This window comes from Streptomyces asiaticus (assembly GCF_018138715.1).
GTDB lineage: Bacteria > Actinomycetota > Actinomycetes > Streptomycetales > Streptomycetaceae > Streptomyces > Streptomyces asiaticus.
Genome location: NZ_JAGSHX010000006.1, coordinates 5,587,311 through 5,610,506, shown reverse-complemented (window position 1 = coordinate 5,610,506; position 23,196 = coordinate 5,587,311). Strand labels below are relative to the sequence as shown.

General features: G+C 70.3%; 23 protein-coding genes. 8 read left to right on the top strand and 15 right to left on the bottom strand.

Features of this window, described 5'->3' with window-relative positions:
* Window positions 1-77: 77 nt before the first annotated feature.
* Window positions 78-2,798, bottom strand: coding sequence for a phosphoenolpyruvate carboxylase (ppc, locus tag KHP12_RS31405; RefSeq protein WP_086882986.1), 2,721 nt, complete (start codon window positions 2,796-2,798; stop codon window positions 78-80).
* A 247-nt stretch (window positions 2,799-3,045) separates the two neighbouring features.
* Between ppc and KHP12_RS31400 the strand changes: the two genes are divergently transcribed.
* The 3 genes from KHP12_RS31400 (at window position 3,046) to KHP12_RS31390 (ending at window position 5,264) form a co-directional block, all read left to right on the top strand.
* Window positions 3,046-4,026, top strand: coding sequence for an acyl-CoA desaturase (locus tag KHP12_RS31400; protein ID WP_171072620.1), 981 nt, complete (start codon window positions 3,046-3,048; stop codon window positions 4,024-4,026).
* Window positions 4,023-4,733 carry a TetR/AcrR family transcriptional regulator gene (locus KHP12_RS31395; RefSeq protein WP_211833968.1) on the top strand — a complete coding sequence of 237 codons (711 nt, stop codon included), beginning with the start codon at window positions 4,023-4,025 and terminating at the stop codon, window positions 4,731-4,733. The genes KHP12_RS31400 and KHP12_RS31395 overlap by 4 nt, the downstream gene beginning before the upstream one ends.
* A gap of 72 nt (window positions 4,734-4,805) precedes the next feature.
* Complete coding sequence (locus KHP12_RS31390; RefSeq protein WP_244202960.1) at window positions 4,806-5,264, top strand: hypothetical protein; 459 nt, start codon at window positions 4,806-4,808, stop codon at window positions 5,262-5,264.
* Between the two features lie 4 nt (window positions 5,265-5,268).
* Here KHP12_RS31390 and KHP12_RS31385 read toward each other — a convergent pair whose 3' ends face one another.
* The 5 genes from KHP12_RS31385 to KHP12_RS31365 form a co-directional block, all read right to left on the bottom strand.
* Window positions 5,269-6,123, bottom strand: a complete 855-nt coding sequence (locus KHP12_RS31385) for an LppU/SCO3897 family protein (protein WP_211833967.1) — start codon at window positions 6,121-6,123, stop codon at window positions 5,269-5,271.
* 141 nt (window positions 6,124-6,264) lie between these two features.
* Window positions 6,265-7,008 carry an HNH endonuclease family protein gene (locus KHP12_RS31380; protein ID WP_210609757.1) on the bottom strand — a complete coding sequence of 248 codons (744 nt, stop codon included), beginning with the start codon at window positions 7,006-7,008 and terminating at the stop codon, window positions 6,265-6,267.
* A 5-nt stretch (window positions 7,009-7,013) separates the two neighbouring features.
* Window positions 7,014-8,411 carry an AAA family ATPase gene (locus KHP12_RS31375; protein WP_086885385.1) on the bottom strand — a complete coding sequence of 466 codons (1,398 nt, stop codon included), beginning with the start codon at window positions 8,409-8,411 and terminating at the stop codon, window positions 7,014-7,016.
* A 73-nt stretch (window positions 8,412-8,484) separates the two neighbouring features.
* Window positions 8,485-8,676: a DUF397 domain-containing protein gene (locus tag KHP12_RS31370; protein ID WP_086885384.1), complete on the bottom strand. Its 192-nt coding sequence runs from the start codon at window positions 8,674-8,676 to the stop codon at window positions 8,485-8,487.
* 23 nt (window positions 8,677-8,699) lie between these two features.
* Window positions 8,700-9,572 (bottom strand): helix-turn-helix domain-containing protein, encoded by an 873-nt coding sequence (locus tag KHP12_RS31365; protein WP_244203331.1) that lies wholly within the window; start codon window positions 9,570-9,572, stop codon window positions 8,700-8,702.
* A 185-nt stretch (window positions 9,573-9,757) separates the two neighbouring features.
* Here KHP12_RS31365 and KHP12_RS31360 point away from each other — a divergent pair, with 185 nt between their 5' ends.
* Window positions 9,758-10,273, top strand: coding sequence for a hypothetical protein (locus KHP12_RS31360; protein WP_086885383.1), 516 nt, complete (start codon window positions 9,758-9,760; stop codon window positions 10,271-10,273).
* A complete protein-coding gene (locus tag KHP12_RS31355) occupies window positions 10,248-10,838 on the top strand; it encodes an ATP-binding protein (RefSeq protein WP_167442744.1) in 591 nt (196 codons plus the stop codon). The genes KHP12_RS31360 and KHP12_RS31355 overlap by 26 nt, the downstream gene beginning before the upstream one ends.
* Here the strand turns inward: KHP12_RS31355 and KHP12_RS31350 are convergent.
* From KHP12_RS31350 to KHP12_RS31340, 3 genes are all read right to left on the bottom strand, one after another.
* Window positions 10,763-11,356, bottom strand: coding sequence for a Uma2 family endonuclease (locus KHP12_RS31350; protein ID WP_244203330.1), 594 nt, complete (start codon window positions 11,354-11,356; stop codon window positions 10,763-10,765). The genes KHP12_RS31355 and KHP12_RS31350 overlap by 76 nt on opposite strands.
* A gap of 101 nt (window positions 11,357-11,457) precedes the next feature.
* The gene (locus tag KHP12_RS31345) at window positions 11,458-11,820 is read right to left on the bottom strand and encodes a VOC family protein (protein ID WP_210609755.1); all 363 of its coding nucleotides are present in this window, start codon (window positions 11,818-11,820) and stop codon (window positions 11,458-11,460) included.
* A complete protein-coding gene (locus KHP12_RS31340; protein ID WP_210609753.1) occupies window positions 11,817-12,641 on the bottom strand; it encodes a trans-aconitate 2-methyltransferase in 825 nt (274 codons plus the stop codon). Before KHP12_RS31340 ends, KHP12_RS31345 begins: the two co-directional genes overlap by 4 nt.
* 134 nt (window positions 12,642-12,775) lie before the next feature.
* On the opposite strand from KHP12_RS31340, the gene KHP12_RS31335 reads away from it, so the two are divergent.
* Complete coding sequence (locus KHP12_RS31335) at window positions 12,776-13,273, top strand: MarR family winged helix-turn-helix transcriptional regulator (RefSeq protein WP_014054422.1); 498 nt, start codon at window positions 12,776-12,778, stop codon at window positions 13,271-13,273.
* On the opposite strand, the gene KHP12_RS31330 is transcribed toward KHP12_RS31335, so the two are convergent.
* The 4 genes from KHP12_RS31330 to galT form a co-directional block, all read right to left on the bottom strand.
* Window positions 13,232-14,146 carry a response regulator transcription factor gene (locus KHP12_RS31330; protein WP_086882809.1) on the bottom strand — a complete coding sequence of 305 codons (915 nt, stop codon included), beginning with the start codon at window positions 14,144-14,146 and terminating at the stop codon, window positions 13,232-13,234. The two genes, KHP12_RS31335 and KHP12_RS31330, sit on opposite strands and share 42 nt — an antisense overlap.
* 343 nt (window positions 14,147-14,489) lie before the next feature.
* The gene (gene galK / locus KHP12_RS31325; RefSeq protein WP_211833966.1) at window positions 14,490-15,692 is read right to left on the bottom strand and encodes a galactokinase; all 1,203 of its coding nucleotides are present in this window, start codon (window positions 15,690-15,692) and stop codon (window positions 14,490-14,492) included.
* Complete coding sequence (gene galE, locus KHP12_RS31320; RefSeq protein ID WP_086882811.1) at window positions 15,689-16,720, bottom strand: UDP-glucose 4-epimerase GalE; 1,032 nt, start codon at window positions 16,718-16,720, stop codon at window positions 15,689-15,691. The genes galK and galE overlap by 4 nt, the downstream gene beginning before the upstream one ends.
* The gene (galT, locus tag KHP12_RS31315) at window positions 16,717-17,760 is read right to left on the bottom strand and encodes a galactose-1-phosphate uridylyltransferase (RefSeq protein WP_037950942.1); all 1,044 of its coding nucleotides are present in this window, start codon (window positions 17,758-17,760) and stop codon (window positions 16,717-16,719) included. Before galT ends, galE begins: the two co-directional genes overlap by 4 nt.
* A gap of 162 nt (window positions 17,761-17,922) precedes the next feature.
* Between galT and KHP12_RS31310 the strand changes: the two genes are divergently transcribed.
* Both KHP12_RS31310 and KHP12_RS31305 read left to right on the top strand, forming a co-directional pair.
* Entirely contained in the window at window positions 17,923-19,593 is a 1,671-nt protein-coding gene (locus KHP12_RS31310) for a sodium:solute symporter family protein (RefSeq protein ID WP_211833965.1), read from the top strand.
* A 25-nt stretch (window positions 19,594-19,618) separates the two neighbouring features.
* A complete protein-coding gene (locus KHP12_RS31305) occupies window positions 19,619-19,987 on the top strand; it encodes a hypothetical protein (RefSeq protein WP_211833964.1) in 369 nt (122 codons plus the stop codon).
* A gap of 61 nt (window positions 19,988-20,048) precedes the next feature.
* Here KHP12_RS31305 and KHP12_RS31300 read toward each other — a convergent pair whose 3' ends face one another.
* The gene (locus KHP12_RS31300; RefSeq protein ID WP_086885978.1) at window positions 20,049-20,777 is read right to left on the bottom strand and encodes a response regulator transcription factor; all 729 of its coding nucleotides are present in this window, start codon (window positions 20,775-20,777) and stop codon (window positions 20,049-20,051) included.
* Between the two features lie 283 nt (window positions 20,778-21,060).
* The gene (locus KHP12_RS31295) at window positions 21,061-22,905 is read right to left on the bottom strand and encodes a hypothetical protein (protein WP_086885977.1); all 1,845 of its coding nucleotides are present in this window, start codon (window positions 22,903-22,905) and stop codon (window positions 21,061-21,063) included.
* Window positions 22,906-23,196 lie beyond the last annotated feature (291 nt).

Here is a 23,196-nt window from a genome sequence, read left to right as displayed (position 1 = left end):
GCGCGAGGTACGGGCGCGACCAGCATGTCTGGGGCCCGCCCCTTTGGGAGCGGGCCCCAGACCGTGTCACGCCGTCGTCAGCCGGTGTTGCGGAGGCCCGCGGCCACGCCGTTGACCGTGAGGAGGAGGGCCCGGGCGAGCAGGGGGTCGGGGTCCTCGCCCCGCTCGGCCGCGGTGCGCTGGCGGTGGAGCAGGGTCACCTGGAGATACGAGATCGGGTCGAGGTAGGCGTCCCGGACGTGGAACGTCTGCTTCAGCACCGGGTTGGAGTCGAGGAGCTCCCGTCCACCGGTGATCCGCAGCACCTCCCGCACCGTCAGCTCGTGCTCCTCCTGGATCACGTCGAAGACGTGCTTCAGCTCATCCGGCACCAGCGTGTCCACGTAGTGCCGGGCGATCCGCAGATCCGTCTTGGCCAGCGTCATCTCGACGTTGGACAGGAAGTTGCGGAAGAAGTGCCAGTGTTCGTGCATTTCGTCGAGGACGCTGTCGAGCCCGGCCTCGCGGGCCGCCTTGAGGCCGGAGCCGACGCCGAACCAGCCGGGGACGATCTGCCGGGACTGGGTCCAGCCGAAGACCCACGGGATGGCCCGCAGTCCGTCGAGACCGGCGCCGGAGTCGGGGCGGCGGGAGGGCCGGGAGCCGAGGTGGAGCTCGGCGAGCTGGTCCACCGGTGTGGAGGCGAAGAAGTACGCGGGCAGGTCGGGGTCGTCGACGAGCCCGCGGTAGGCGCCGTGCGCGGCCTCGGACACGGTTTCCATCGCCGCGTCCCAGCGGGCGAGCGCCTCGTCGGACTGGCGCGGGGCGGTGTGCAGGGCGGACGCCTGCAACGTGGCGGCCACCGTCAGCTCCAGGTTCTCCCGGGCCAGCGAGGGCACGAGGTACTTGTCGGAGATGACCTCGCCCTGCTCGGTCACCTTGATCTCGCCCTCGAGGGTGCCCCACGGCTGCGCGAGGATCGCGTCATGGGTGGGGCCGCCGCCGCGGCCGACGGTGCCGCCGCGGCCGTGGAAGAGCCGCAGCCGTACGCCGTGCCGGTGGGCGACGTCGCGCAGCAGCCGCTGGGCGCGGTGGATCTCCCACTGGGAGGTGGTGATGCCGCCGAACTTGGAGGAGTCGGAGTAGCCGAGCATGACCTCCTGGACGTCGCCGCGGAGGGCGACGAGCCGCCGGTAGGAGGGGTCGGCGAGCATCTCGTCGAGGAGCTTGTCGGCGATCTTCAGCTCTTCGGTGGTCTCCAGCAGCGGAACGATGCCGATCTTGGCCCAGCCCGCGTGGAGGTCGATCAGCCCGGCCTCGCGGGCGAGGACCGCGGCGGCGAAGACGTCGTCGGAGCCCTGGCACATGGAGATGATGTACGACTCGACGATCTCGGGGCCGAAGCGCTCGAAGGACTCGCGGATGGTGTGGAAGACGCCGAGGGTCTTGGCACCGGCGGCGTCCAGCGGCGCCGGGGTCGGGGCGAGGGGACGCCGGGAGCGCAGCTCCTTGGCGAGCAGCTTGCGCCGGTAGTCGCGCGGCATGTCGGCGTAGCGCCAGGACTCCTCGCCGAGCCGGTCGAAGAGCTGGCCGAGGGCGTGGTGGTGGGCGTCGGCGTGCTCGCGGACGTCCATGGTGGCGAGCTGGAGGCCGAAGGCGGCGAGGGTGCGGATGGACCGCTCGAGCCGGCCGTCGGCGATGAGCTGGCCGCGGTGGGCGCGCAGGGAGTCCTGGACGAGGTGGAGGTCGGCGAGGAGCTCACCGGAGCCGAGGTAGTCGCGGCCGGGCTGGTGGGGGGTGTCCCCGGCGAGCCGCTCGCGGGTGTTGACGAGCTTCTGCCGCATACAGGTGGCCTTGAGCCGGTAGGGCTCCTCGGCGTTGAGCCGCTTGTAGCGCGGGCTGATCTCGGGCAGCAGTTCGAGGTCGCGCTGGAGGGAGGCGAGGAGCTCCTCGGAGGCGCCGGTGTTGCGGATGGAGCTGGAGAGCGCGGCGCGCAGCTCGTCGATGATCTCCAGCGCGTCGGTGATGCCGTGCTCGTGCTGGAGGATCAGGACGTCCCGGGTGACCTCGGGGGTGACGTTGGGGTTGCCGTCGCGGTCGCCGCCGATCCAGGTGCCGAAGGTGAGCGGGCGGGTGGTGGCGGGCAGCTCGACGCCCACGCGCTCGAGCTCCGCGGTGAGGTCCTCGAGGACGTCGCCGACGGCACCGGCGTGCAGCTCGTCGAGGTAGTAGATGGCGTTGCGGGCCTCGTCGGCGGGCTCGGGGCGGGCGACGCGCAGCTCGTCGGTCTGCCAGAGCAGATCGATGCTCTCGGCGAGCCGCAGGTCGGCGCGGCGGGCGTCGCCGCCGACGGCGAGGGTGTCGAGCAGCTCGGCGATGCGTCGGAGCTTGGTGAGGACGGTGCGGCGGGCGGCCTCGGTGGGGTGGGCGGTGAAGACGGGGCGCACGCCGAGGTTGGCGACGGTCTCCCGGAGGTGCTCGGGGTCGGCGTCCTTGAGCTGGTCGGCGGTGCGGGCGAGGATGCCGCCCTCGGCGGCGCGGCGGGCGCGCAGCTCGCGGCCGCGGTGCACCTGCTCGGTGACGTTGGCCAGGTGGAAGTAGGTGGAGAAGGCGCGGACCAGCTTGGCGGCGGTCTCCAGGTCGGTGGAGCCGAGCAGGTCGGCCGCGGCCTCGCCGTCACTGCGGGTGAGGGCGCGGACGCGCTCGACGAGTTCGAGGAGGTCGGGGCCCTCCTGTCGGACGAGGGTCTCACCGAGCAGGTCACCCAGACGGCGGATATCGGCACGCAGGGCGGCGTTGGTGTGGTCGGCACTGCTCACAGGTGCGGGCTCCTTGCAGCGAACGGGGTTCGAAGCGCGGCATCAATGCGTGCGCGGCGGGCGCCGCGGGCTGCTGACCCGGTGCTTTCGGCCATGTGCGGACCGCGCTGTCCGACGCTCACCAGGATAGGCGGCACGAGCCTGGGTGAGACCAGAGCCCTATTGCCCCGCTTCCCGGCCCTGCCATACTTACGACGCCGTAGGTTACGCATCCGTAGCCATGCCCCCGAGCCCCACGAGGGATCCCATGACTGCAAGCCCCGACGTGGTCAACGACACGCCGAAGGCCCAGGAGGCCCCGCTTCCCACCGCCACGCTCGGCGGGGACAGCAAGCGCTCCATCGAACAGATCACCCTCCTCCTGTTCATCACCGTCCCCTTCGTCGCACTGGTCGCGGCGGTTCCCCTGGCCTGGGGCTGGGGGGTCAGCTGGCTGGATCTGGCGCTTCTGGTGTCGATGTACTACATCGGCTGCCACGGCATCACGATCGGCTTCCACCGCTACTTCACCCATGGCTCGTTCAAGGCGAAGCGGCCGCTGCGGATCGCGCTGGCGATCGCGGGGTCGCTGGCCGTGGAGGGCCCGCTGGTCCGCTGGGTGGCCGATCACCGCAAGCACCACAAGTTCTCCGACGCGGAGGGCGACCCGCACTCCCCCTGGCGGTACGGCGAGACCGTGCCGGCCCTGCTGAAGGGGTTGTGGTGGGCCCATATCGCCTGGATGTTCGACGAGGAGCAGACGCCGCAGTCCAAATACGCACCGGATCTGGTCAAGGACGGCGCCATCCGGGCGATCTCCCGGCAGTTCGTGATCTGGACCGTGGTCTCCCTGATGGTGCCGCCGGTGATCGGCGGACTGGTGACCTGGTCCTGGCAGGGCGCGGTGACCGCCTTCTTCTGGGGGTCACTCGTCCGGGTGGCTTTGCTGCACCATGTGACCTGGTCGATCAACTCGATCTGCCACGCGGTGGGCAAGCGCCCGTTCAAGTCGCGGGACCGCTCCGGCAATGTGTGGTGGCTCGCGGTGCTCTCGTGCGGCGAGTCCTGGCACAACCTGCACCACGCGGACCCGACCTGCGCCCGGCACGGGGTGATGCGGGGGCAGCTGGACTCCAGCGCCCGGATCATCCGCTGGTTCGAGAAGGCGGGCTGGGCGTATGACGTCCGGTGGCCGAGCCAGGACCGTATCGATGCCCGCCGTCAGAAGGAGACCGCCGGAGCGGCATGATAGAGGGCGTGGCGACCGACAGTAATACCAGCGGTGAAAAGGACCGGCCGCGCCGGGCCAGCCGGCCCTCCGGATCCGGAGCCCGGCGACCCCGCCGGGTCCGGATGACCGGCAAGGAGCGCCGGGAGCAGCTGCTGGACATCGGTCGCACGCTCTTCGCCGAGCGCGGCTTCGAGGGCACCTCGGTGGAGGAGATCGCGGCGAAGGCCGGGGTCTCCAAGCCGGTGGTCTACGAGCACTTCGGCGGCAAGGAGGGGCTGTACGCGGTCGTGGTGGACCGCGAGATGCGGCGGATGCTCGACATGGTGACCACATCCCTCACCGCGGGCCATCCGCGCGAGCTGTGCGAGCAGGCCACCTTCGCCCTCCTGGACTACATCGAGGAGTACACGGACGGCTTCCGCATCCTCGTCCGCGACTCCCCCGTCGCCCAGTCCACGGGCACCTTCGCCTCCCTGATCAGCGATATCGCCACCCAGGTGGAGGACATCCTGGGCCTGGAATTCAAGGCCCGCGGCTTCGACCCCAAACTGGCCCCCCTCTACGCCCAGGCCCTGGTGGGCATGGTCGCCCTGACCGGCCAGTGGTGGCTGGACGTCCGCAAACCCAAGAAGGCCGAGGTCGCGGCCCACCTGGTGAACCTGGCCTGGCACGGCCTGGACGGCCTGGAACAGAAGCCCCGCCTGATAGGCCACCGCAAGAACTGACCCTCCCGGTACTGTTCCGCGCGTCCCGCCGGTCGGGATGATGGGGGCTCACGGGGGAGGGGGAGACCGGACATGAGCACGGGGGAGCGGTCTGAGGCGCGCCGGAAGGCGGTGGCCGTGGGGCCGGGCGTCTGCCACGCACTCGGCCTGATGATGCTGGTCATCACGGAGTGGGTGCGCGCCGACCTGAAGGACGCGACGTCAGCGGCGTCGCACGCCTATCTGAAGGACATGATCGAGTTCGCGGGCTCGCTGGCCGACACGGACTGGTACAAGCCCGCGGTGGACCTGTACGACAACGTCTCCTTCGGTGAGCCACGGGCCGCCCTGTGGGCGGCCGTGTTCATGGCGCTCGTCGTGCGGCTCAACCGCTACGGGCCGGAGGAGGCCCAGCGGGTGCTGTCCTGGGTGGCCGCCGCGTACTGCCTCCTGGCCACGCTGGCCCTCCTGCCGTATCTGGCCGCCCCGGGGGCCGGCGTCATTCTGCTGCTGGCGCTGAGCGGGGGGCTGGTGAACGTGGCGACCCGCTGAGCGGTCAGCCCTGGTACACCATGGCGCACAGCAGTGTCCGGCCGCCGTTCACCAGCCATGACCAGTAGTACGTACGGTCGCCCTGGACCCGGGCACAGTTCGCCGCGGAGGCGTTCGCCGGGGCCTTGTAGACGCCGGTGATGTGCAGAATCCGGTTGTACCGGACCGGGACCCGCTTCGCGTCGCAGTCCACCGCGGTCATCAGCCCGGCGTTCATCCGCGCCTGCTGCCCGCTGCCCGTCTGCTTGGCCAGCAAGCAGTACCCCACCTTGAACTGACGGGTCAGGCACAGGGCGGTGGTCCGCCCCCGGGAGGTGTACGACATGTAGTCCTGCCCCGCCCCCTGCGGACAGGCCCCGCCGCCGCTCCGCACCGCGCTCACCCACATGTAGGCGTTTCCGGCGTCGCAGTCGACCGGGGCGGGCATCCGGGTGTTGTAGTCGCCGTACCCGGTGTCGTACACGGCGAGGCAGTTCCCGGGGCTCACCGCCCGGTACGCCTCCCCGGTGGGATCCGGCGCCACGGTGGGCGTGGCGGGCGCCCGGGTCTCGGCCGATCCTCCCCCTCCCCCGCTGCCCCCGGAGCCGTACCCCGGCAGCGAGGCGCTGGGCACCCCCGTGGGGATTCCGCTGGGAAGCCCACTGGGAAGCCCGCCGGGCCCCGTCGGCGGGGGTGAGGTTCCACCGGACGGGAGTGCGCTGCCCGCGAAGGAGGTCTTGTCGTCCCCCTCGACCACCTGCGGCAGCACGAGCACGGCGAACGCGAGGGCGGCGGCCACCAATATCCAGACGCCGCGCTGCCGCTGCTCCTCGCTGCCCCCACCCATGCCCGGACCCGCCCCGCCCGACGCGCTGCTCATGGCTCTCCCCCGAGAAACGTGGCCACCGCTTTGTTGTTCAGCGCGTCAACGGTCTCATGACATATCGGTTCAGGGGAGCGCCGCGGAGAGCATTGCGGCAATGCGTGCCTGGCATGTGACCTCGACCGGCCGTGTCGGATGTCAGTCGAGCAGGGCCGCGCGCAGCTCCGGAATCCGCAGCAGATCGAGCGTCTCGTCCCCGAGGTCGAAGGCGAAAGCGACCCTGGCCTTCGGCAGGACGGCCTGTCGAAGCATGAACTGGGCCACGTCGGCGAAAGGCTGCTCGCGGATGGTGCGCACGGCTACTGCCATGTTGCGCTCGTTCCCCTTCTCCCGGCCCCGCTGCCAGGCGCTCACGCACATGCACACCACATCCCGTGCACCGCGTCGAGCCTCGGGCAGCTCGTCCCTGTTCAGCCCGCACACATCCAGGGTGGCCCGCCCCTTGTCCGTCAGCCCTGTGTACTCCCCGTTCTCAAGGCCCAGGTACAGGTGCTCGTACGGATCTTCCCGCGTGGGATCGATGAGCAACGGCTCACCGGCGCTGTCCAGAGGGAAACGATCCCCTTTGTGATGGCTGTTGCAGGTCGTGCACGCGAGGAGGTGGTTCAGCCAATCGAAAGTCCGTAACGGGTTGACCGCCAACGGCTCGAAGTGATCGACGTCCGTACTGAGGTCGTCGCAGCAGTACATGCAGCAGCGGTTGCCGTGCGCCATCTGCCCCAATAATCGGCGCAGCGGCGTGACGAGCTTGCGGCGCTGCGTGGTGTGGCTCCACAGACCGCGCGCGAGGTCGTACCGCTCTTCCGGCTCGGCCTTCGTCACTCTTTCCGTCAGTTCCGCCGCGTGAGCCACCAGCTGTCGCGGCAGCTCGATGCGCTGCACCCGGATCATTCGTCAAAGGCCCCGAGGCGCTTCAAGCGGGCCTCCACCTCCGAGACCCTGGTCCGCGGTGAGCTCTTCAATCGCTGTCGCAGAGCCTCGTGGCGGTCCTCTTCCTCGTCCGTGGCCTGCCCCGTGACCACGCGTGCCTCCAGCGCCACCAGTTCCTTCCGCAGCTCCTGGGCCTCGCCCGAGTACGGGGTGTCCAGCCCGAACAGGTCCGAGAGCGCGGCGTCGTCGCCTGTTCCGTACACGATGCGCTTCCACAGGGCCTCGGAGACCACCTCCGGGGGCCGCGCCTCGTCCGGACCGGGCAACCGGATCAGACCGCGCTCATCGGCGGCCTGGCAGATGTACGGGCTGTGGGTGGTGACGATGAACTGGATCGCCGGGAAGTGTGCCTTGAGCCACTCCCCGATGCGCTTTTGCCAGGAGACGTGGAGGTGCGCGTCGACCTCGTCGATCAGCACCACGCCCGAGTGCGGCAGATATGGTTCGGGCCCCTGCGGCCCAGCACGCCGCCATCTGAGATCCAGGTGTCCATAGGCGGTATACATCCGCCAGACGATGTCGAGGACCAAAGCGACAACGGTGCGGAATCCGTCACTCATCTGGTGCAGTGGGAACATCACGCCCCGGTCGTCGTTCCGGCACAACCACGGTCCATCGGAATCGACTTCGACGACGCGGTAGTCATCGGGCAGCAGATCGTGGTTGAGCAGCGCGATGACCGTGTCCAGGAGGTCCTGGGCTCCCGAGCGCTCCTCCAGCCGGTAGAGATGCGCCGAGACCAGCCAGTCGACGGCCTCGGTCAGCGCGGCCTGCTCGTGGAAGAGCGTGCGCATCGCCGCAGCGCGGCTGGCGGCGCCGCGATGGGCGGCGCGGGTCTGGCGGTCGTGGTACATCCCGGCTCCGGACAGCCTGCGGAACGGACCGTACCCGGCGTGAAACCAGCCGACGGGTGACGACGACCACAGTGCGCCCGCCTCCCGACCCCCGCTGAACCTCACCTCAGTGGGCATGACATCGCCCGATTCCGGAAAGAGCGCGTCCTCGGGCTTCCACTCGAGCCGAACCTCGAATTCAGCCGTCCGGGGCCTCTTCCCGATCGCCTTGGCGCTCCCTGGGTCCTCTCCCGAGTCGGACCGCAGCGCCGCGGTGAGCCAGGCATGCTCCCGGCCGTCCGACAACCAGCCCTCCAGATCGTCGTCCAGCTGGGAGGCTCGCCGGTTTCCCGCGAGGCATAGCGCGATGGCCCGCAATAACGTGGTCTTGCCCGAGCCGTTGCGCCCGGCCAGCACCGTCCAGCCCGCGTAGCCGCCATCGGGCCGGGTGAAGTCGAGGTCCACGGTGCGCGGCCCATGGAATCCACGGACACCGTCCAGCCGCAGCCTCGTCACGTACACCGGCTCACCCCTTCTCCCTGTTACAGGATGTATACACGCTGTCGCGCCGCCACCGCGCGGATTGTGGACAGCCTCAGCCGCGCCGGCGACCCGCCTTCACCTCGCCGACGAACAAGGCGAAGGCGTCGGCGGGGAAGGTCAGGACGGGGCCGGTCGTGTTCTTCGAGTCGCGGACGGCGATGTGGGTGCGGAGGTCCGCGACCTCGACGCATTCATTGCCCTCCGGGCCGCTGTAACTGCTTCTGCGCCAGACTGCGGCTGCCATGCCAACGGTGGATATGCGATCGCTCATGAAGAGAACTCCTGTCGCACGGTCCCCAGCAGCCGCAGTGACGCTGTCGAGTCGGCTGCCTGTGAACGAAGGTAATCGAACGACAATTTATAGGAAGTGACCGCGTCCACGTCGTCGAGGTACAAGCCTCTGCGACGCATCTCGATGTACACGACGGCCATGGAGTTGAGCGGGTTTCGCGCGTCCTCCCGGCCGAGGATGACGAAGTGCCCGGACCCCGCGGCATGGGCTCCAGCCGTGAAAGGGAGCAGTTGGATATCGACGTTCGGGCGCTGCGCCATGTCGTAGAGGTGGTCCATCTGCTCGGCCATCACAGCCTCATCACCCACGATGCGCCGGAGTACGGCTTCGTCCAGGATGACCCACAGGTGCAGGGGCACTTGCCGGTCAAGGATGCTCTGGCGCTGCATACGGGCATCGACCATGCGCTCGACCTGCTCGTTGGGGGTGCGCAGTTCGGTCGCCCGGTGGATCGCGGTCGCATAGGCACGGGTCTGAAGCAGTCCGGGTACGACATTGTTCGCGTACACGTGCTCGTACTCCGACTCATGCTCGAACGAGACCAGGGGGTCGATCCACTCCGGTACCGCGCTGTTGCCGACCCACCAGCCCTCGGATTGCGACTTGACGACGCGCACCAGCGCCTCTCGTTCCTCTGCGGATGCCTCGCAGGCGTCGGCCAGTGCCTTGACCGTTGCCCAGCGAATACGCGCGCGGTCCTGCCAAGCCTCGTACCGGCTCACCGTCGCTTTGCTCACGCCCGCACGCTCGGCGACTTGCGTCTGCGTCAGGCCGCAACGCTCACGCAGCGCGATCAGCCCCCGCGCGATCTGCATGCGTCCGGCCGGTCCCGTCATCGTGGCGGTCATTCCACGCTCCCTCCCGTCGAGTCCGCCGAGCGTATGCGGCGATGGACATCGAGTTGACGGCACCAGCGAGTTCGTCACCCACATCGGTGAACTCTACTGACGTAAAGGCCAGTTGTTGGAATTCAATGGCAAGCTCCTCGTGAAGGTCGAAGATGCACCAGCCAATCGCCTCAAGGGAGCTACCCATGACACCGCACACCCCCACCGCACTGGCCGTCGCCGCCGGGGCCCGGTTATCCGACGTCGAACGGGCCTGGCGAAGCGGGCGGGCCGTGGAAGTGCCCATCGGCACGGCGTGGGACGTCACGCGAGTGACCCGCACGATCGGTGCGGTCGCCCTGCATCGGCTGCGCGCGCGAGGCGCGGCCCTCGGGCTCGTACTGGACGTGCCTCCGCGGGCGACGGTCGAATTCCTCGCGCCGCCTGGCTGCTCCGCGAGTTGGCCGCCACTGACCGGCACGCGCTGCGTCGCCTCCGGCGTCATGCGCTGGCCGTCACCCCTGGCGAATCTCCTCGCCGGTCGCCGGGCCGTCTGCGGGCGGCGCTGGATCGTGGCACCGGATACGGCGGGCCCGCTCACCACCGACGGCGACGAGCTGTGCGAGGCCGTCGCCGCCGCGCTCGCCCATCTCACCGGAGTGTGGCTCTCCGATGTCCGTATCAAGGGGGCCGGTCGTGGACCAATGCGCCGCGTCTCTTGAGGCGGTCGGCGCCGCGCTCGGAAGCGCCACGCGCCCGCAGACGCTCAGCCTGTGGACGCTGCCCGGCGACGATCTCGCCTCCGCCGCCATGGCCCGTCGGCACGTGGCCGGGACGGCGCGTTCATGGGGGTTGCCCAAGGAGACCACCGAGGCGCTGGAAACCGTCATCGGCGAGCTCGCCGCCAACGCACTGGAACACACCGCCAGCCGCTCGGTCGCGGTCACGCTCGCGCTGGCCGGGCGCTCGGTCGTCGTCACCGTGACCGATGAGGGTGCGGGCGACATCTCGGTCACCGCTCTGCCCGAGGGGGACGACGAGCATGGTCGCGGCCTGTTCATGGTCGCGGCACTGGCACACCGCTGGGGCGGCCGACGCTCCCGTCAGGGACTGACCGTATGGGCCGAGGTCATCACGGAAACGGGAACGCGACTTCCGCGGGAAGGGGCTGTACCGGCACCCGGCTCACCCTGGACCGGAACGGCTGAGTGTCACGGCCCGACGATGGCCTCGCCGATGACGAAGCCCTTGGCGGGGCCGTCGGGGATGACGGCGTCGGTGCCGTAGGGCACGCGGTGCTCGTCGGCGTAGACGGCCTTGTCGGGGTTGGGGTCGGTCAGCACGACGACCGTGCCGTCACCGTCGAAGTCGTCGATCAGGACGTAGAGCGGGATGCCCGCGCGGGCGTAGGCCCGGCGCTTGCGCTCCCGGTCGCGCGACTGGGCCTCCCGGCCGGGCGAGACCACCTCGAAGACAGCTTTGACCCCGCTCGCGTCCACTCCGAGGTCTTCTTCGTCGGGGATCTCGTCGAGGTCCTCGGGGGCGATGAAGAGGTCGGGGATCCACACCTTGCGGCGGTGGATGACATGGGCGCCTTGGTAGCCGGCATGGTCGCCGCCGATCAACTGGGACGTCAGAGCGAGACGCAATCGGTTGACGACCACAGCGTGGCGTCGTCGGCGTGGGGGCGATACCTCGATGGCCTCATCAATGATCTCGGCGCGGAAACCCTCGGGCGGCGCCATGGCCTTCCACGCCTGCCAGACCAGCCCATCAAGGATGTCCGGAACCGGACGGTCGGTCACAGTGATCCCTCCTTCCTGCCGTCACCGGCGGCACCGGGACACTATGGGCCGTAGGGGGAACGGCGGGCCGGAAGCCGGGTCGATCATCCGATCGGGTGGTTTCACCCGATCGGCTCCAGGAACTCCAGCCGGTTGCCGACCGGGTCCTCGGAGTAGAAGCGGTGGTGGCCCGGCAGTTTCTCGTCCCAGACGACCTTGGCGCCGTGCCCGGCGAGGCGGGTGGCGAAGGCTGCTATGCCGGCGACCCTGAGACCCGGGTGGGCCTTGTGGGAGGGGCGGAAGTCCGGGTCGATGCCCAGGTGCAGCTGGACCGGGCCGCGGGCGAACCACAGGCCGCCGTTGGCGGCGAGGGCGGGTGGTTTGGGGATCTCGGTCATGCCGAGCACCTCGCCGTAGTAGGTGCGCAGGGCGGGCTCGCTGCCGGGTGGGGCGGCGAGTTGTACGTGGTCGAGGGCCGTGATCATCGGCGGGCCTGGTGGGCGACGATGAAGATGCGGCGGAAGGGGAAGGCCGTGCCGTGGGGGGTGGCGGGGTAGGCGTCGCGGAGGAGGGCGGCGTAGGTGGCGAGGAAGCGGTCGCGGGCGGGTGGGTCGTCGGCGAGGGCGGTCAGGACCGGGCGCAGGGCGGTGCCCTTGACCCAATCGAGGACGGGGTCGGGGCCGGTCAGGATCTGCACATAGGTGGTCTCCCAGGCGTCGACCTCGCAGCCGAGCGCGGCCAGGCGCTCCAGGTATTCGGTGGGTTCCAGGACGGCGGCCGGGTCGCGGAGGCGGGCGGCGAGGCGGTCGCGCCATTCGGGTGCGTTGCACAGGTCGCGCAGCAGGGTGTGGCTGGGGGCGGTGAAGTTGCCGGGGACCTGGAAGGCGAAGGTGCCGCCGGGGCGCAGTCCGGCCAGCCAGGTCGGGAAGGCGTCGGGGTGGCCGGGGATCCACTGGAGGGCGGCGTTGGAGACGATCAGGTCGTAGGGCTCGTCCGGCACCCAGTTCCGCACATCGGCCTGCCGGAGGTCGAGGCGGCCGCCGCCGGTGGTGGGGCCCGCGAGGGGCTGGGCCTCGGCGAGCATCTCGGCGGAGTTGTCCAGGCCGGTGACCCCGGCGTCGGGCCAGCGGTCGAAGAGCAGGGCGGTGACGTTCCCGGGGCCGCAGCCGAGGTCGGCGATGCGGGGCGGGCGGCCGGGGTCGGTGGGCAGCTCGGGGACGTGGGCCAGCAGGTCCAGGAAGGGGCGGGTGCGGTGGCCGGCGTGGCGGAGATACTGCCGAGGGTCCCAGTTGGGCGCGGTGGTCATGGTCGGTCCCCCTGCGGGTACGGTCGGTACGAGTCGCCGTGGTCGCTGCTGCGCGTCCCGGCGCCTTACCGTGCTCCACGTTATCTCTTGATGTCAAGAGACTTCATGTCGACAGACCCACTACACTGATCGCCATGGAGGACGAGGTCGATCGGCTGGTCGCGGCGTGGCGGCGGGAACGCCCCGACCTCGATGTGGAACCGCTCGAAGTGCTCAGCCGGGTCAGCCGGCTCGCCCGCCATCTGGACCGGGCACGGCGGATCGCCTTCGCCGAGCACAATCTGGAGCCCTGGGAGTTCGACGTCCTCACCTCGCTGCGCCGGGCCGGGCCCCCGTATCAGCTCTCCCCCGGGCAGCTGCTGACCCAGACTCTGGTCACCTCGGGCACCATGACCAACCGCATCGACCGGCTCGCCAAGAAGGGGCTGGTCGAGCGGGGGCCCGACCCCAGTGACCGGCGCGGTGTGCTGGTCCGGCTGACCGCCGAAGGGCGTGACCGCGCCGATCAGGCACTGGCCGGGCTGCTGGACCATGAGCACGCCATCCTGGCCGAGCTCTCCCAGGCCCAGCGCGCCGAACTGGCCGCGCTGCTACGCCAGCTGACCGCCCCGTTCGACAATCTCCCCGGCTAGGTCGACCGGGCCCACACCGGCCCGGCGGGCCAGCGCCACGGCCGCGAGCGTGGAGTGCACACCCAGCTTGCCCAGCACATTCTGCATATGGGTGCGGACGGTGTGCGGGGAAAGGAAGAGCCGCTCGGCGACGGCCTTACGGCCGAGCCCGGCCACCATGCAGCGCAGCACCTCCCGCTCACGCGGCGTCAGCGACTCGACCAGGCGCTCGCTTTCGGTGCGGTGCTTACGGGCGGCCGTCAACTCCCGCAGAACGCCGGTGAGCAGGGCGGGCGGCAGATGGGTCTCCTCCCGCAGCACCCCCCGGATGACCGCGAGCAGCCGGACCAGTGAGCAGTCCTTGGCGACCCAGCCGGACGCCCCGGCCTGTAGCGCCGCCGCCGCGCGGCGCGGATCGTCGCGCTCGGCCAGCACCACGGTGCGCGCCCCCGGCTGGGCGGAGCGGACCGCGCCGACGAGCGATATCCCGTCGGCCGCCCGGCCGTTCACCGCCCGGGCCGACCCGCCATGGGCCCCGCCGTGCGGGCCACCATGGGCCCCGCCGTGCGGCCCGCCGTGCGCGCCGACGTGCGTCCCGCCGTGCCTCCCGCCTTGGATACCGCTGTGCGCCGTGCCGTTCGCCCCGCCGTACGGCAGCTCGGCCGGCACCGGAAGCGGTGGCCCCACACCGTCGGCGGCCGTGCCCAAGTCGGCATCGACCAGCAGGACGTCGAAGCGGCGCCCCTCCGCCGCCGCGCGCTCCAGACAGCGCAGCGCCGCCGGACCGCTTCCGGCCGCCGCCACGTCCACATCCTGCTCCGCCGCGAGGGCGGCAGCCAAGGACTCGGCGAAAATACGATGGTCGTCGACCACGAGAACCCGAATACGTGCCACGGACAACCCCCCACGTCACCGGATGAAAGATCCCGGAACACCGAGAAACAGTGCCGGGTACGGCGCCCGGCGCAAGGTCACCGCAACCCGCACGGCCGCCGCCGTGCAGTGATTGCTACCCCGCCCCGGGCGTCGTACCTGACTGTCTCGCCCCCTGATACGCGTCGGCCCCCACCGACGCTGTACTCAGAGTAAGGCCGTGGTCTCATATAGGAAGCGGATTAGCGAAACTGACTGTTCTCGGCTGTTCACTGTGGGTTTCTTGTTCGCTCTTGGGGAGTACGAGATCCACGAGCGGCGAAAATTTACCGAGAGGCGACCAAGAGCCGGTGGGTACGGCCCCCTACAGCCGTCGCGCCCCCGCACTCGGCACCGCCGGGAAGATCCGCGGCGCCCGGTGCCCGGCCGCGCCGAACGCCTCCGTCACCGCCTTGCTCACCGCATCCGCGTCCGCCTCCTCCACCAGCACGATGGCCGAGCCGCCGAAGCCGCCGCCGGTCATCCGCGCCCCGAGCGCCCCCGCCGCGTTGGCCGTCTCCACGACCAGGTCGAGCTCCGCGCAGGAGATCTCGAAGTCGTCGCGACAGGAGGCGTGCCCGGCGGTCAGCACCGGCCCGATGGACCGGGTGTCCCCCGCGTCGAGCCGCTGGATGACCTCCTCCACCCGGCGGTCCTCGGTCACCACATGGCGCACCCGCCGCCGGGTGGCCGCGTCGCAGCCCAGCCGCTCCAGCTCGGCGAGCGTCGCGTCCAGCCCCTCGAAGGGCACATCCCGCAGCGCCCGCACCCCGAGCGTCCGCGCGGCCGCCTCGCACGCGGCGCGCCGGCTCGCGTACGCGCCGTCGCCCAGCTCGTGCTTGACCCGGGTGTCCACGACCAGCAGCCGCAGCCCCTCGGCCGCCAGGTCGAACGGCACCTGGCGCTGGGTGAGATCACGGGCGTCGAGGAAGAGGGCGTGCCCCTCGGTGCAGCACGCCGACGCCATCTGGTCCATGATCCCGCAGGGCACGCCCACGAAGGCGTTCTCCGCGCGCTGGCACAGCTGGGCGATGCGCGGCGGGGTGAGCCCCAGCCCGTACAGATCGTTGAGCGCGGTGGCGGTGACCACCTCCAGCGCGGCGGACGAGGACAGCCCGGCGCCGGTGGGCACGGTGGACTCGAAGTGCAGATCCGCACCACCGGCCCCGCCCGTCAGCAGCCCCGCCTCGCGCAGCGCCCACACCACTCCGGCCGGATAGGCGGCCCAGCCGCCGCGGTCGCCGCCACCGGCGCCGCCCGCGACCGGCGAAAGCTCCTCGACCCGCAGCTCGACGGCCCCGCCCGGCACATCGCCCGAATGCAGCCGCAGCACCCCGTCGGTGCGCGGCGAGGCGGCGGCCAGGCAGGTGTGGGGCAGGGCGAGCGGCATCACGAAGCCGTCGTTGTAGTCGGTGTGCTCGCCGATCAGATTGACCCGGCCCGGCGCCGCCCAGACGCCGCCGGGCTCGGTGCCGTAGACCTCGCGGAACTCCGCCGTGACCCGCCCGGGGCCGTGCTCGTCCGTCACTGACTCTCCCTCCGCTGCGCGAACTCCCATGCGTCCGCGACGATTCCGGCCAGGTCGGCGCGGGTCGGGCGCCAGCCCAGGCGCTCCTTGGCACGCTCGGCGGAGGCCACCAGGACCGCCGGGTCGCCGCCGCGGCGCGGGGCGGCGATCTCCGGGATGGGGTGGCCGGTGACCTGGCGCACCGTCTCGATGACCTCGCGGACGGAGAAGCCGTTCCCATTGCCGAGGTTGCAGATCAGGTGCTCGCCGGGATTGACTCCGCGGCGCGCAGCGCCTCCGTTGAGGGTGGTGGTGGGAGACGGGCGGGCTGCCGCGCCGAGGGCGAGCAGATGGGCGTCGGCGAGGTCGGCGACGTGGATGTAGTCGCGGACGCAGGTGCCGTCGGGGGTGGCGTAGTCGTCGCCGAAGACGGAGATGGCCTCCCGGCGGCCCTGGGCGACCTGGAGCACCAGGGGGATGAGGTGCGACTCGGGGTCATGGCGCTCGCCGTACGCCCCGTAGGCGCCCGCGACGTTGAAGTACCGCAGGGAGACCGCGGCCAGGCCGTGGGCGGCGCACTCACCGCTGATCATGTGGTCGACGGCGAGCTTGCTGGCCCCGTAGGGGTTGGTGGGCGCGGTCGGGAGGTCCTCGGTGATCGGGACCTGGTCGGGCTCGCCGTAGGTGGCGGCGGTGGAGGAGAAGACGAGGGTGCGCACCCCGGCGTCGCGCATCGCGGCGAGCAGCTCCGTGGTGCCGCCCACATTGTTGACCCAGTACTTCTCGGGGTTGACGACGGACTCGCCGACCTGGGAAAACGCCGCGAAGTGCAGCACGCCGTCGTAGGTGGGGTCGAGCCACTTGGCGGCGTCCTGGATGCGGCCCTCGATGAACTCCGCGCCCTCGGGGACCCCGGCGCGGTGGCCGGTGGAGAGGTCGTCCAGCACCGTCACCCGGTGCCCGGCTTCGAGCAGATGCGCCGCGACCACGCTGCCGACATAGCCGGCACCGCCGGTGACCAGGTACTTCTTCTGCTGCGCATTGCTCACTTGCTCGCTACCTCTCGCAGTCGCTCGGCCGCGGCCTCCGGCGGCACATCGTTGATGAACACATTCATGCCGGATTCGGAACCCGCGAGAAACTTCAGCTTGCCGGAAGTGCGGCGGATGGTGAAAAGCTCGAGGTGAAGTGCGAATTCACCGCGGTCGGTCATGCGGTACGGCGCCTGGTGCCAGGCGGAGATGTAGGGCGTGGGCGGCTCACCCTCGCCGAAAATCCGGTCGAAGCGCTTCAAGAGTTCCAGATACATCTGTGGAAACTCTGTGCGCGCGGCCTCGTCCAGCGCCGGCAGGTCCGGGACCCGCCGCTTCGGGTAGAGGTGCACCTCGTAGGGCCAGTGGGCGGCGTACGGCACGAACGCGACCCAGTGCTCGCCGTCGAGCACCACCCGGCGCCCGTCGGCCAGCTCATCGGCGACCACATCATCGAACAGATTCCGACCGGTGGCCACACGGTGCTCGCCGAGCGAACGGAGCATCAGCCGTGTACGAGGGGTCACAAAGGGATACCCGTAGATCTGGCCGTGCGGATGGCCGAGGGTGACGCCGATCTCCTTGCCGCGGTTCTCGAAGCAGAAGACCTGTTCGACGGCGGGGTGCTGGGCCAGCTCGGCGGTGCGGTCGGTCCAGGCGTCGAGCACCAGAGCGGCCTGTTCGACGTCGAGGTCGGCGAAGGAGGCGTCGTGGTCGGAGGTGAAGCACACGACCTCGCACCGGCCCGAGTCACCGGCCAGCGACGGGAAGCGGTTCTCGAAGACCACGACGTCGTAGTCGGAGGCGGGGATCTCGCTGTGCCGCCCCTCGCGGGAGGGGCACAGCGGACATTCGTCGGCCGGCGGGTGGTAGGTGCGGGCCTGCCGGTGGGAGGCGATCGCCACCCGGTCGCCGAGCAGCCGGTCGTGCCGGATCTCCGAGCGGGTCGCGATGGGGTCGAGCGGCCGCTGGTCGACGGCGTCGCGCACCGCGTCGTCGCGTGCGTCGTAATAGATCAGCTCGCGTCCGTCCGCGAGCCGCGTCGCCGTCTTCTTCACTCCGCCAGCTCCTGTCAGGTGCACCCAACACAACTCAACATAATGAACCACAAGCCAACAGTGCCGTCAATGCACGGTGCAGCTGCTCGGACAAACCACAAGAATTCGGATACGTTCACCGAACGTTTCTGGTGCATTCCGTTCAGGCGATGAGGCGAGACCATGCACTTTCTGGCCGAAGGGCTACGGCTCCCCACCAACGCGCTCGACTACACGATCCTGATCCTCTATTTCGCCGTCGTCCTCGGCGTGGGATTCGCCGCCAGAGCGAGCGTCAAGACCAGCCTCGACTTCTTTCTCTCCGGCCGGTCGCTGCCCGCGTGGGTCACCGGTCTGGCCTTCGTCGCCGCGAATCTGGGCGCCCTGGAGATCCTGGGGATGGCCGCCAACGGGGCGCAGTACGGGGTGTACACGGTGCACTGGTACTGGGTCGGGGCGATTCCGGCCATGGTCTTCCTCGGCCTGGTGATGATGCCGTTCTACTACGGTTCAAAGGTACGGTCCGTCCCCGAGTTCCTGCTGCACCGCTATGGACCGTCCTCGCACCTGCTCAGCTCGATCATCTTCTCGGTCGCGTCCGTGCTGATCGCGGGGGTGAACCTCTACGCGATGGCGATCGTGGTGGAGGCGCTGCTGGGCTGGCCGCAGTGGGTGGCCATCGTGGTCGCGGGGCTCTTCGTGCTCGCGTACATCACCCTCGGCGGACTCTCCTCGGCGATCTACAACGAGGTGCTTCAGTTCTTCGTGATCCTGGCCGCCCTGATCCCGCTCACCGTCGTCGGCCTCCGGCGGATCGGCGGCTTCGGCGGGCTCAAGGACTCGCTCACGGACTCCCACGGCCCCAATTTCGTCTCCGCCTGGGGCGGTACCGGCATCGGCTCGTCCAACCCGCTGGGGGCGAACTGGCTGACCATCGTGCTGGGCCTCGGCTTCTGTCTGAGCTTCGGCTACTGGACGACCAACTTCGCCGAGGTGCAGCGCGCCCTGTCGGCCAGGAACCTCTCGGCCGCCCAGCGCACTCCGCTGATCGCCGCGTTCCCCAAGATGTTCATCCCGCTGATCGTGGTGGTCCCCGGGCTGATCGCCCTGGTCATGGAGCCGGGCATCGGCTCGAAGACGAGCGGTCTCCAGTACAACGACGCGATTCCGCTGCTGATGAGCGAGTTGCTGCCGAACGGGGTGCTGGGGCTTGCGGTGACCGGGCTGCTGGCCGCCTTCATGGCGGGCATGGCGGCCAATGTGTCGTCGTTCAACACGGTCTTCACCAACGACATCTGGCGGGCGTACGTCAGGAAGGGCCGACCGGACGAGTACTACCTGCTGACCGGGCGGGTGGTGACGGCGATCGGAGTGCTGGCCGGTATGGGGACGGCGTTCATCGCCTCCTCGTTCAGCAACATCATGAACTACCTCCAGACCCTGTTCTCGTTCTTCAACGTGCCGCTGTTCTGCGTCTTCATCATCGGGATGTTCTGGAAACGGGCCACCGCCCCGGCCGGGTTCTGGGGGCTGCTGTGCGGCACGGTGGCGGCGTTGATCAACTACTTCTGGCTCTACCGGGGGGATGTCATCTCCATCCCCAGCGACCAGGGCGCCAACTTCGTCTCGGCCATCGTGGCGTTCGTGGTCGGCGGGGTGGTGATGGTCACGGTGACCCCGTTCACCAAGCCCAAGCCGGTGGAGTCGCTGGCCGGTCTGGTCTACGGCACCACCGCGCCCGGGGTGGCCGAGCCGCCGGCGCCGGGTGACGAGGCGTGGTACCGCCGTCCGGCCGTGCTGGGCTGGACCGCGCTGATCCTCGCGGCCCTGTGCTACATCCCGTTCTCCCTGTGACCCGCGGCGATAAGGAGCGTGCGCCATGAGTGAGGAGTACGAATACCGGCATGAGGTCGAGGACCTGGAGCAGAAGTCGGCGACCGCGGCCCGGCTGTTCGATGTGCGGCGGATCATCGGCGGGCTGTTCGTGATCTACGGGATCATCGTCCTCATCGCCGGGTTCACCGCCTCGGACGCGGATGTGAAGAAGGCGTCGGGCATCAACATCAACCTCTGGACGGGGTCGTGCATGCTCGCGGTCGGCCTGCTCTTTCTGCTCTGGATGAAGCTCAGGCCGCTGTCCGCGCCCGGGGCCGGGCCCAAGCCGGAGCCCGCTCGGCCCGGGGGCGGGCCCGGGGGCGGGCCCGGGGGCGGGCCCGGGGGCCGAGAGCCTGGGTCCGGAACGGGCTGAGCGACGCGGGCAACCGACCACCGCGCCCGGCACGGCCCGGCCCGGCCCCCGGGCTTGAGGCTTACGGCGCCGACGCGGGCGGCTGCGGCGCGGTAGGCGGCTGGGGCGGGGCCGACGCGGTCCGGCGCGTCGCCGCGCGGTCCAGCAGCCCCGTACGCGCCGCCAGGGCCGCCGCCTCCAGCCGCGAGCCCACCCCGAGCTTCATCAGCACCCGCTGCACATGGGTGCGGGCCGTGCTGGGGGCGATCCCCATGCCCGCCGCGATCAGCCGGGTGTCCTCGCCCTCGGCGACCCGCACCAGCACCTCCACCTCGCGCGGGGTCAGCATCCGCAGCAGCCGGGCGCCCTCGTCGTCGGGCTGGGCCGCGGGGTTGAGCAGCTCCGCGAACGCCCCCTGGAGCAGCTGGGGCGCCACGGCCGCCTCCCCCGCGCGCGCCTTCATCATGGCGCGTTCGACGCCCTCGATCCGCTCGTCGTGGCGCACATAGCCGGACGCCCCGGCGGCGAAGGCGGCGGCGATGCCGCGCGGGCTCGGCACCGGGCCGAGCACCACGACCGCGACCTGCGGCCGCTCCTTCTTGATCCGCACCACCGGGTCGAACACCCCCGGCTCGGCGGGTGCCGCCGTGCCCAGCAGGCACACCTCAGGTGCCCGGCTCACCACCAGGTCCGCCGCGCCCGCGCTCGGCGCCGCCGCGGCGAGCACCCGATGCCCGCGCAGCTTCAGCGCCGAGGCGAGCGCCTCCGCGAGCAGACGGTGATCGTCGACCACCATGAGTCGCACGCCCATGAGCTCCCCCCATTCGCTCAGGTGGGAAAGCTACACGCTTGTTCGACGTTGCGCGCCCCTTACCGGGCAGAAGCCCCCCGGAATGCCGAAATCCCGGCCATTCGTGCCCACTTGAGGTCCGGTTGACGTCCCAATCCGATCGATGCGGCCGGTTCCCCGGGGGCGCGCGCCCCGGCGCTCCGCCGGCACACACAGCGGCGGCCCCGCCCGTACGGTGCGTACGGGCGGGGCCGCCGTGGGGTCGGTCGGGCGGACGCCGGAACGTCAGCTCGCGCCGGAAACCTCAGCTCGCGCCGAAGATGATGGCCAGCGGGTCGTTCCGGTCGTAGGTGCCCGAGGGCTTGCTGGCGTAGACGTCGCTCATGTAGAGGTGCTCTCCGGAGTAGATGATCTCCGAGTAGCTGGGGCTGAAGTTCTGCTCCAGCTCATGGCTGGTGACGGGGTTCTGCAACAGCTTGGTCTTGGCGTACGACTTGGGGTCGATCCGCCAGACCGCGCCGCCGGTCTCCCAGGTGCTCTCCTGGTACGCGAGGACGGAGCCGTCCTTGTCCAGCCCGAGCGGGGTGAGGGCGGCGCCCTTGACCCCGTCGGTCTTCCCGATCGGCTTGCCGGTCTTCAGGTCGAAGGCCACGACCTCGTTGGCCGTCGCGGCGCTGGAGTCGGTGCGGTCCTCGGAGCCGAGGAAGAGGGTGTTCGCCGACTTGGAGATGGCGAGCTTGCGGCAGCCCTCGACATTGGTCGACTCGCACTTGGCGTCGTACTTGCCGTTCTCGGTGCCGATCTTGCCGAGCACCTTGCCGGTCTTGGCGCTGTCGTCGATGGACAGGAAGTCCGAGACCGCCGAGCCGGTGGAGTCGCCGGCGTCCAGGCCGATCACCAGCGGATCGGTGGAGGCGACGTGGACGTAGTCGATGCCCTGCGAGACCTTGTAGGCCGACTTCACCGCGCCCGTCTTCGGGTTCAGCGTCTGGACCTGGATCTGCGGGTTGTCGTAGTCGCCGCAGCGGCGCACCGCGACCAGCTTGTCCTCGCCGCCCGCGTAGCCGTCGTCCGAGCACTGCTCGCCCGACTTGGGCTTCCACAGGGACTGGCCCGAGGTGGACCAGGCGGCGCCGCCGCTGGTGCCGCCCGCGGCCACGGTGCCCCCGCCGATGGTGACCTCGTCGAAGCGGATCTTCTCGTCACCCTCCTTGACGTTCCGGTGCCACAGCATCTTGCCGTTCTTGAGGTCCAGCAACCCGACCTCGGTGCAGCTGGGGTACTTGTCCTCGGCCGACGGCTTGGCCTCCTGGTAGAGGACCGTGGTCAGCCCGTCCTTGGTGAGGTGGTCCGAGGACCAGCAGACCGCGCCGTCCAGCGGGATCGTCCACTTGGCGTCGCCGCCGCTCAGCGGATAGCCGACGATCTTGTACACACCGGCCTTCACGAAGGTGTCGTCGGTGGTCCACATGCCCTCGACGGTGACCTGGTCGGAGACCTTGGGCATCGGGACCTTGTTGAGCAGCTTGGCGTCCACAACCTTGGCGGGCTTGTCCCCGCCACCGGTGGTGCCGCTGGAGGCGCCCTGGCTGGACTGCTTGTCCTTGCCCTTCGCCTCGCTTCCGCCGCCGTCGTCCTTGGTGGCGAACCAGATGCCGCCGCCGATGATCAGCGCCACCGCGACCACGGCGCTGACGATGATCGCCATACGCTGCTTGGACTGGCCGGAGCCACCGGGGCCGCCCGGACCGGGGCCGCCGGGGTACTGGGCCTGCGGCGGCTGGCCGTACTGCGGCTGACCGAATTGCGGCTGTCCGTAAGGCTGCTGGCCGTACTGCGGCTGACCGTAAGGCTGCTGGCCGGATCCGTACGGCGACGGGCCGCCCTGGGTCGGCTGGCCATGCACCGGCTGATCCGGGTAGCCGTAGCCGCCCGCGCCCTGCGGGGGCGTCTGCGGCGGCGCCGGCGGTGCCGACGGCGGCGGAGGCGGCGGGGTCTGCGGCGACTGGCCGGGAGCCTGCGGATAGCCGTAGCCCTGCTGGCCCGGAGGCGGCGTGGGCGGCTGCTGTGGGTAGCCGTAACCAGGTTCCTGCGGCGCGCCGAAACCGCCCTGCGGCGGCTGGTTCGGCGGCGGAGGCGGCTGTGACATGCGAATTCCTTCAGATGCGGGACCCGTCGTCCGACCGGCCTCCCCCGCGATCCCGGTGGGTCAAAGACCCCCGGGAAGGAGCGAATCGGACAGGGCACCCCGCCATTGAGCGGAAGGCAGGCGGGAGTTCTTTGTATCACCCGTAAGGGGCGCAATTGGGATCAGTGTCCAGGTCATCGATCAGCTGAGACCGGCCTGTGACGCGACCGTTGTCAGGGCGCGCGCCATCGCCGCACAACCTCTTCACACGATGCTTTCAGGCCACTCACATCATGCGTTGGCGGCTCGTGC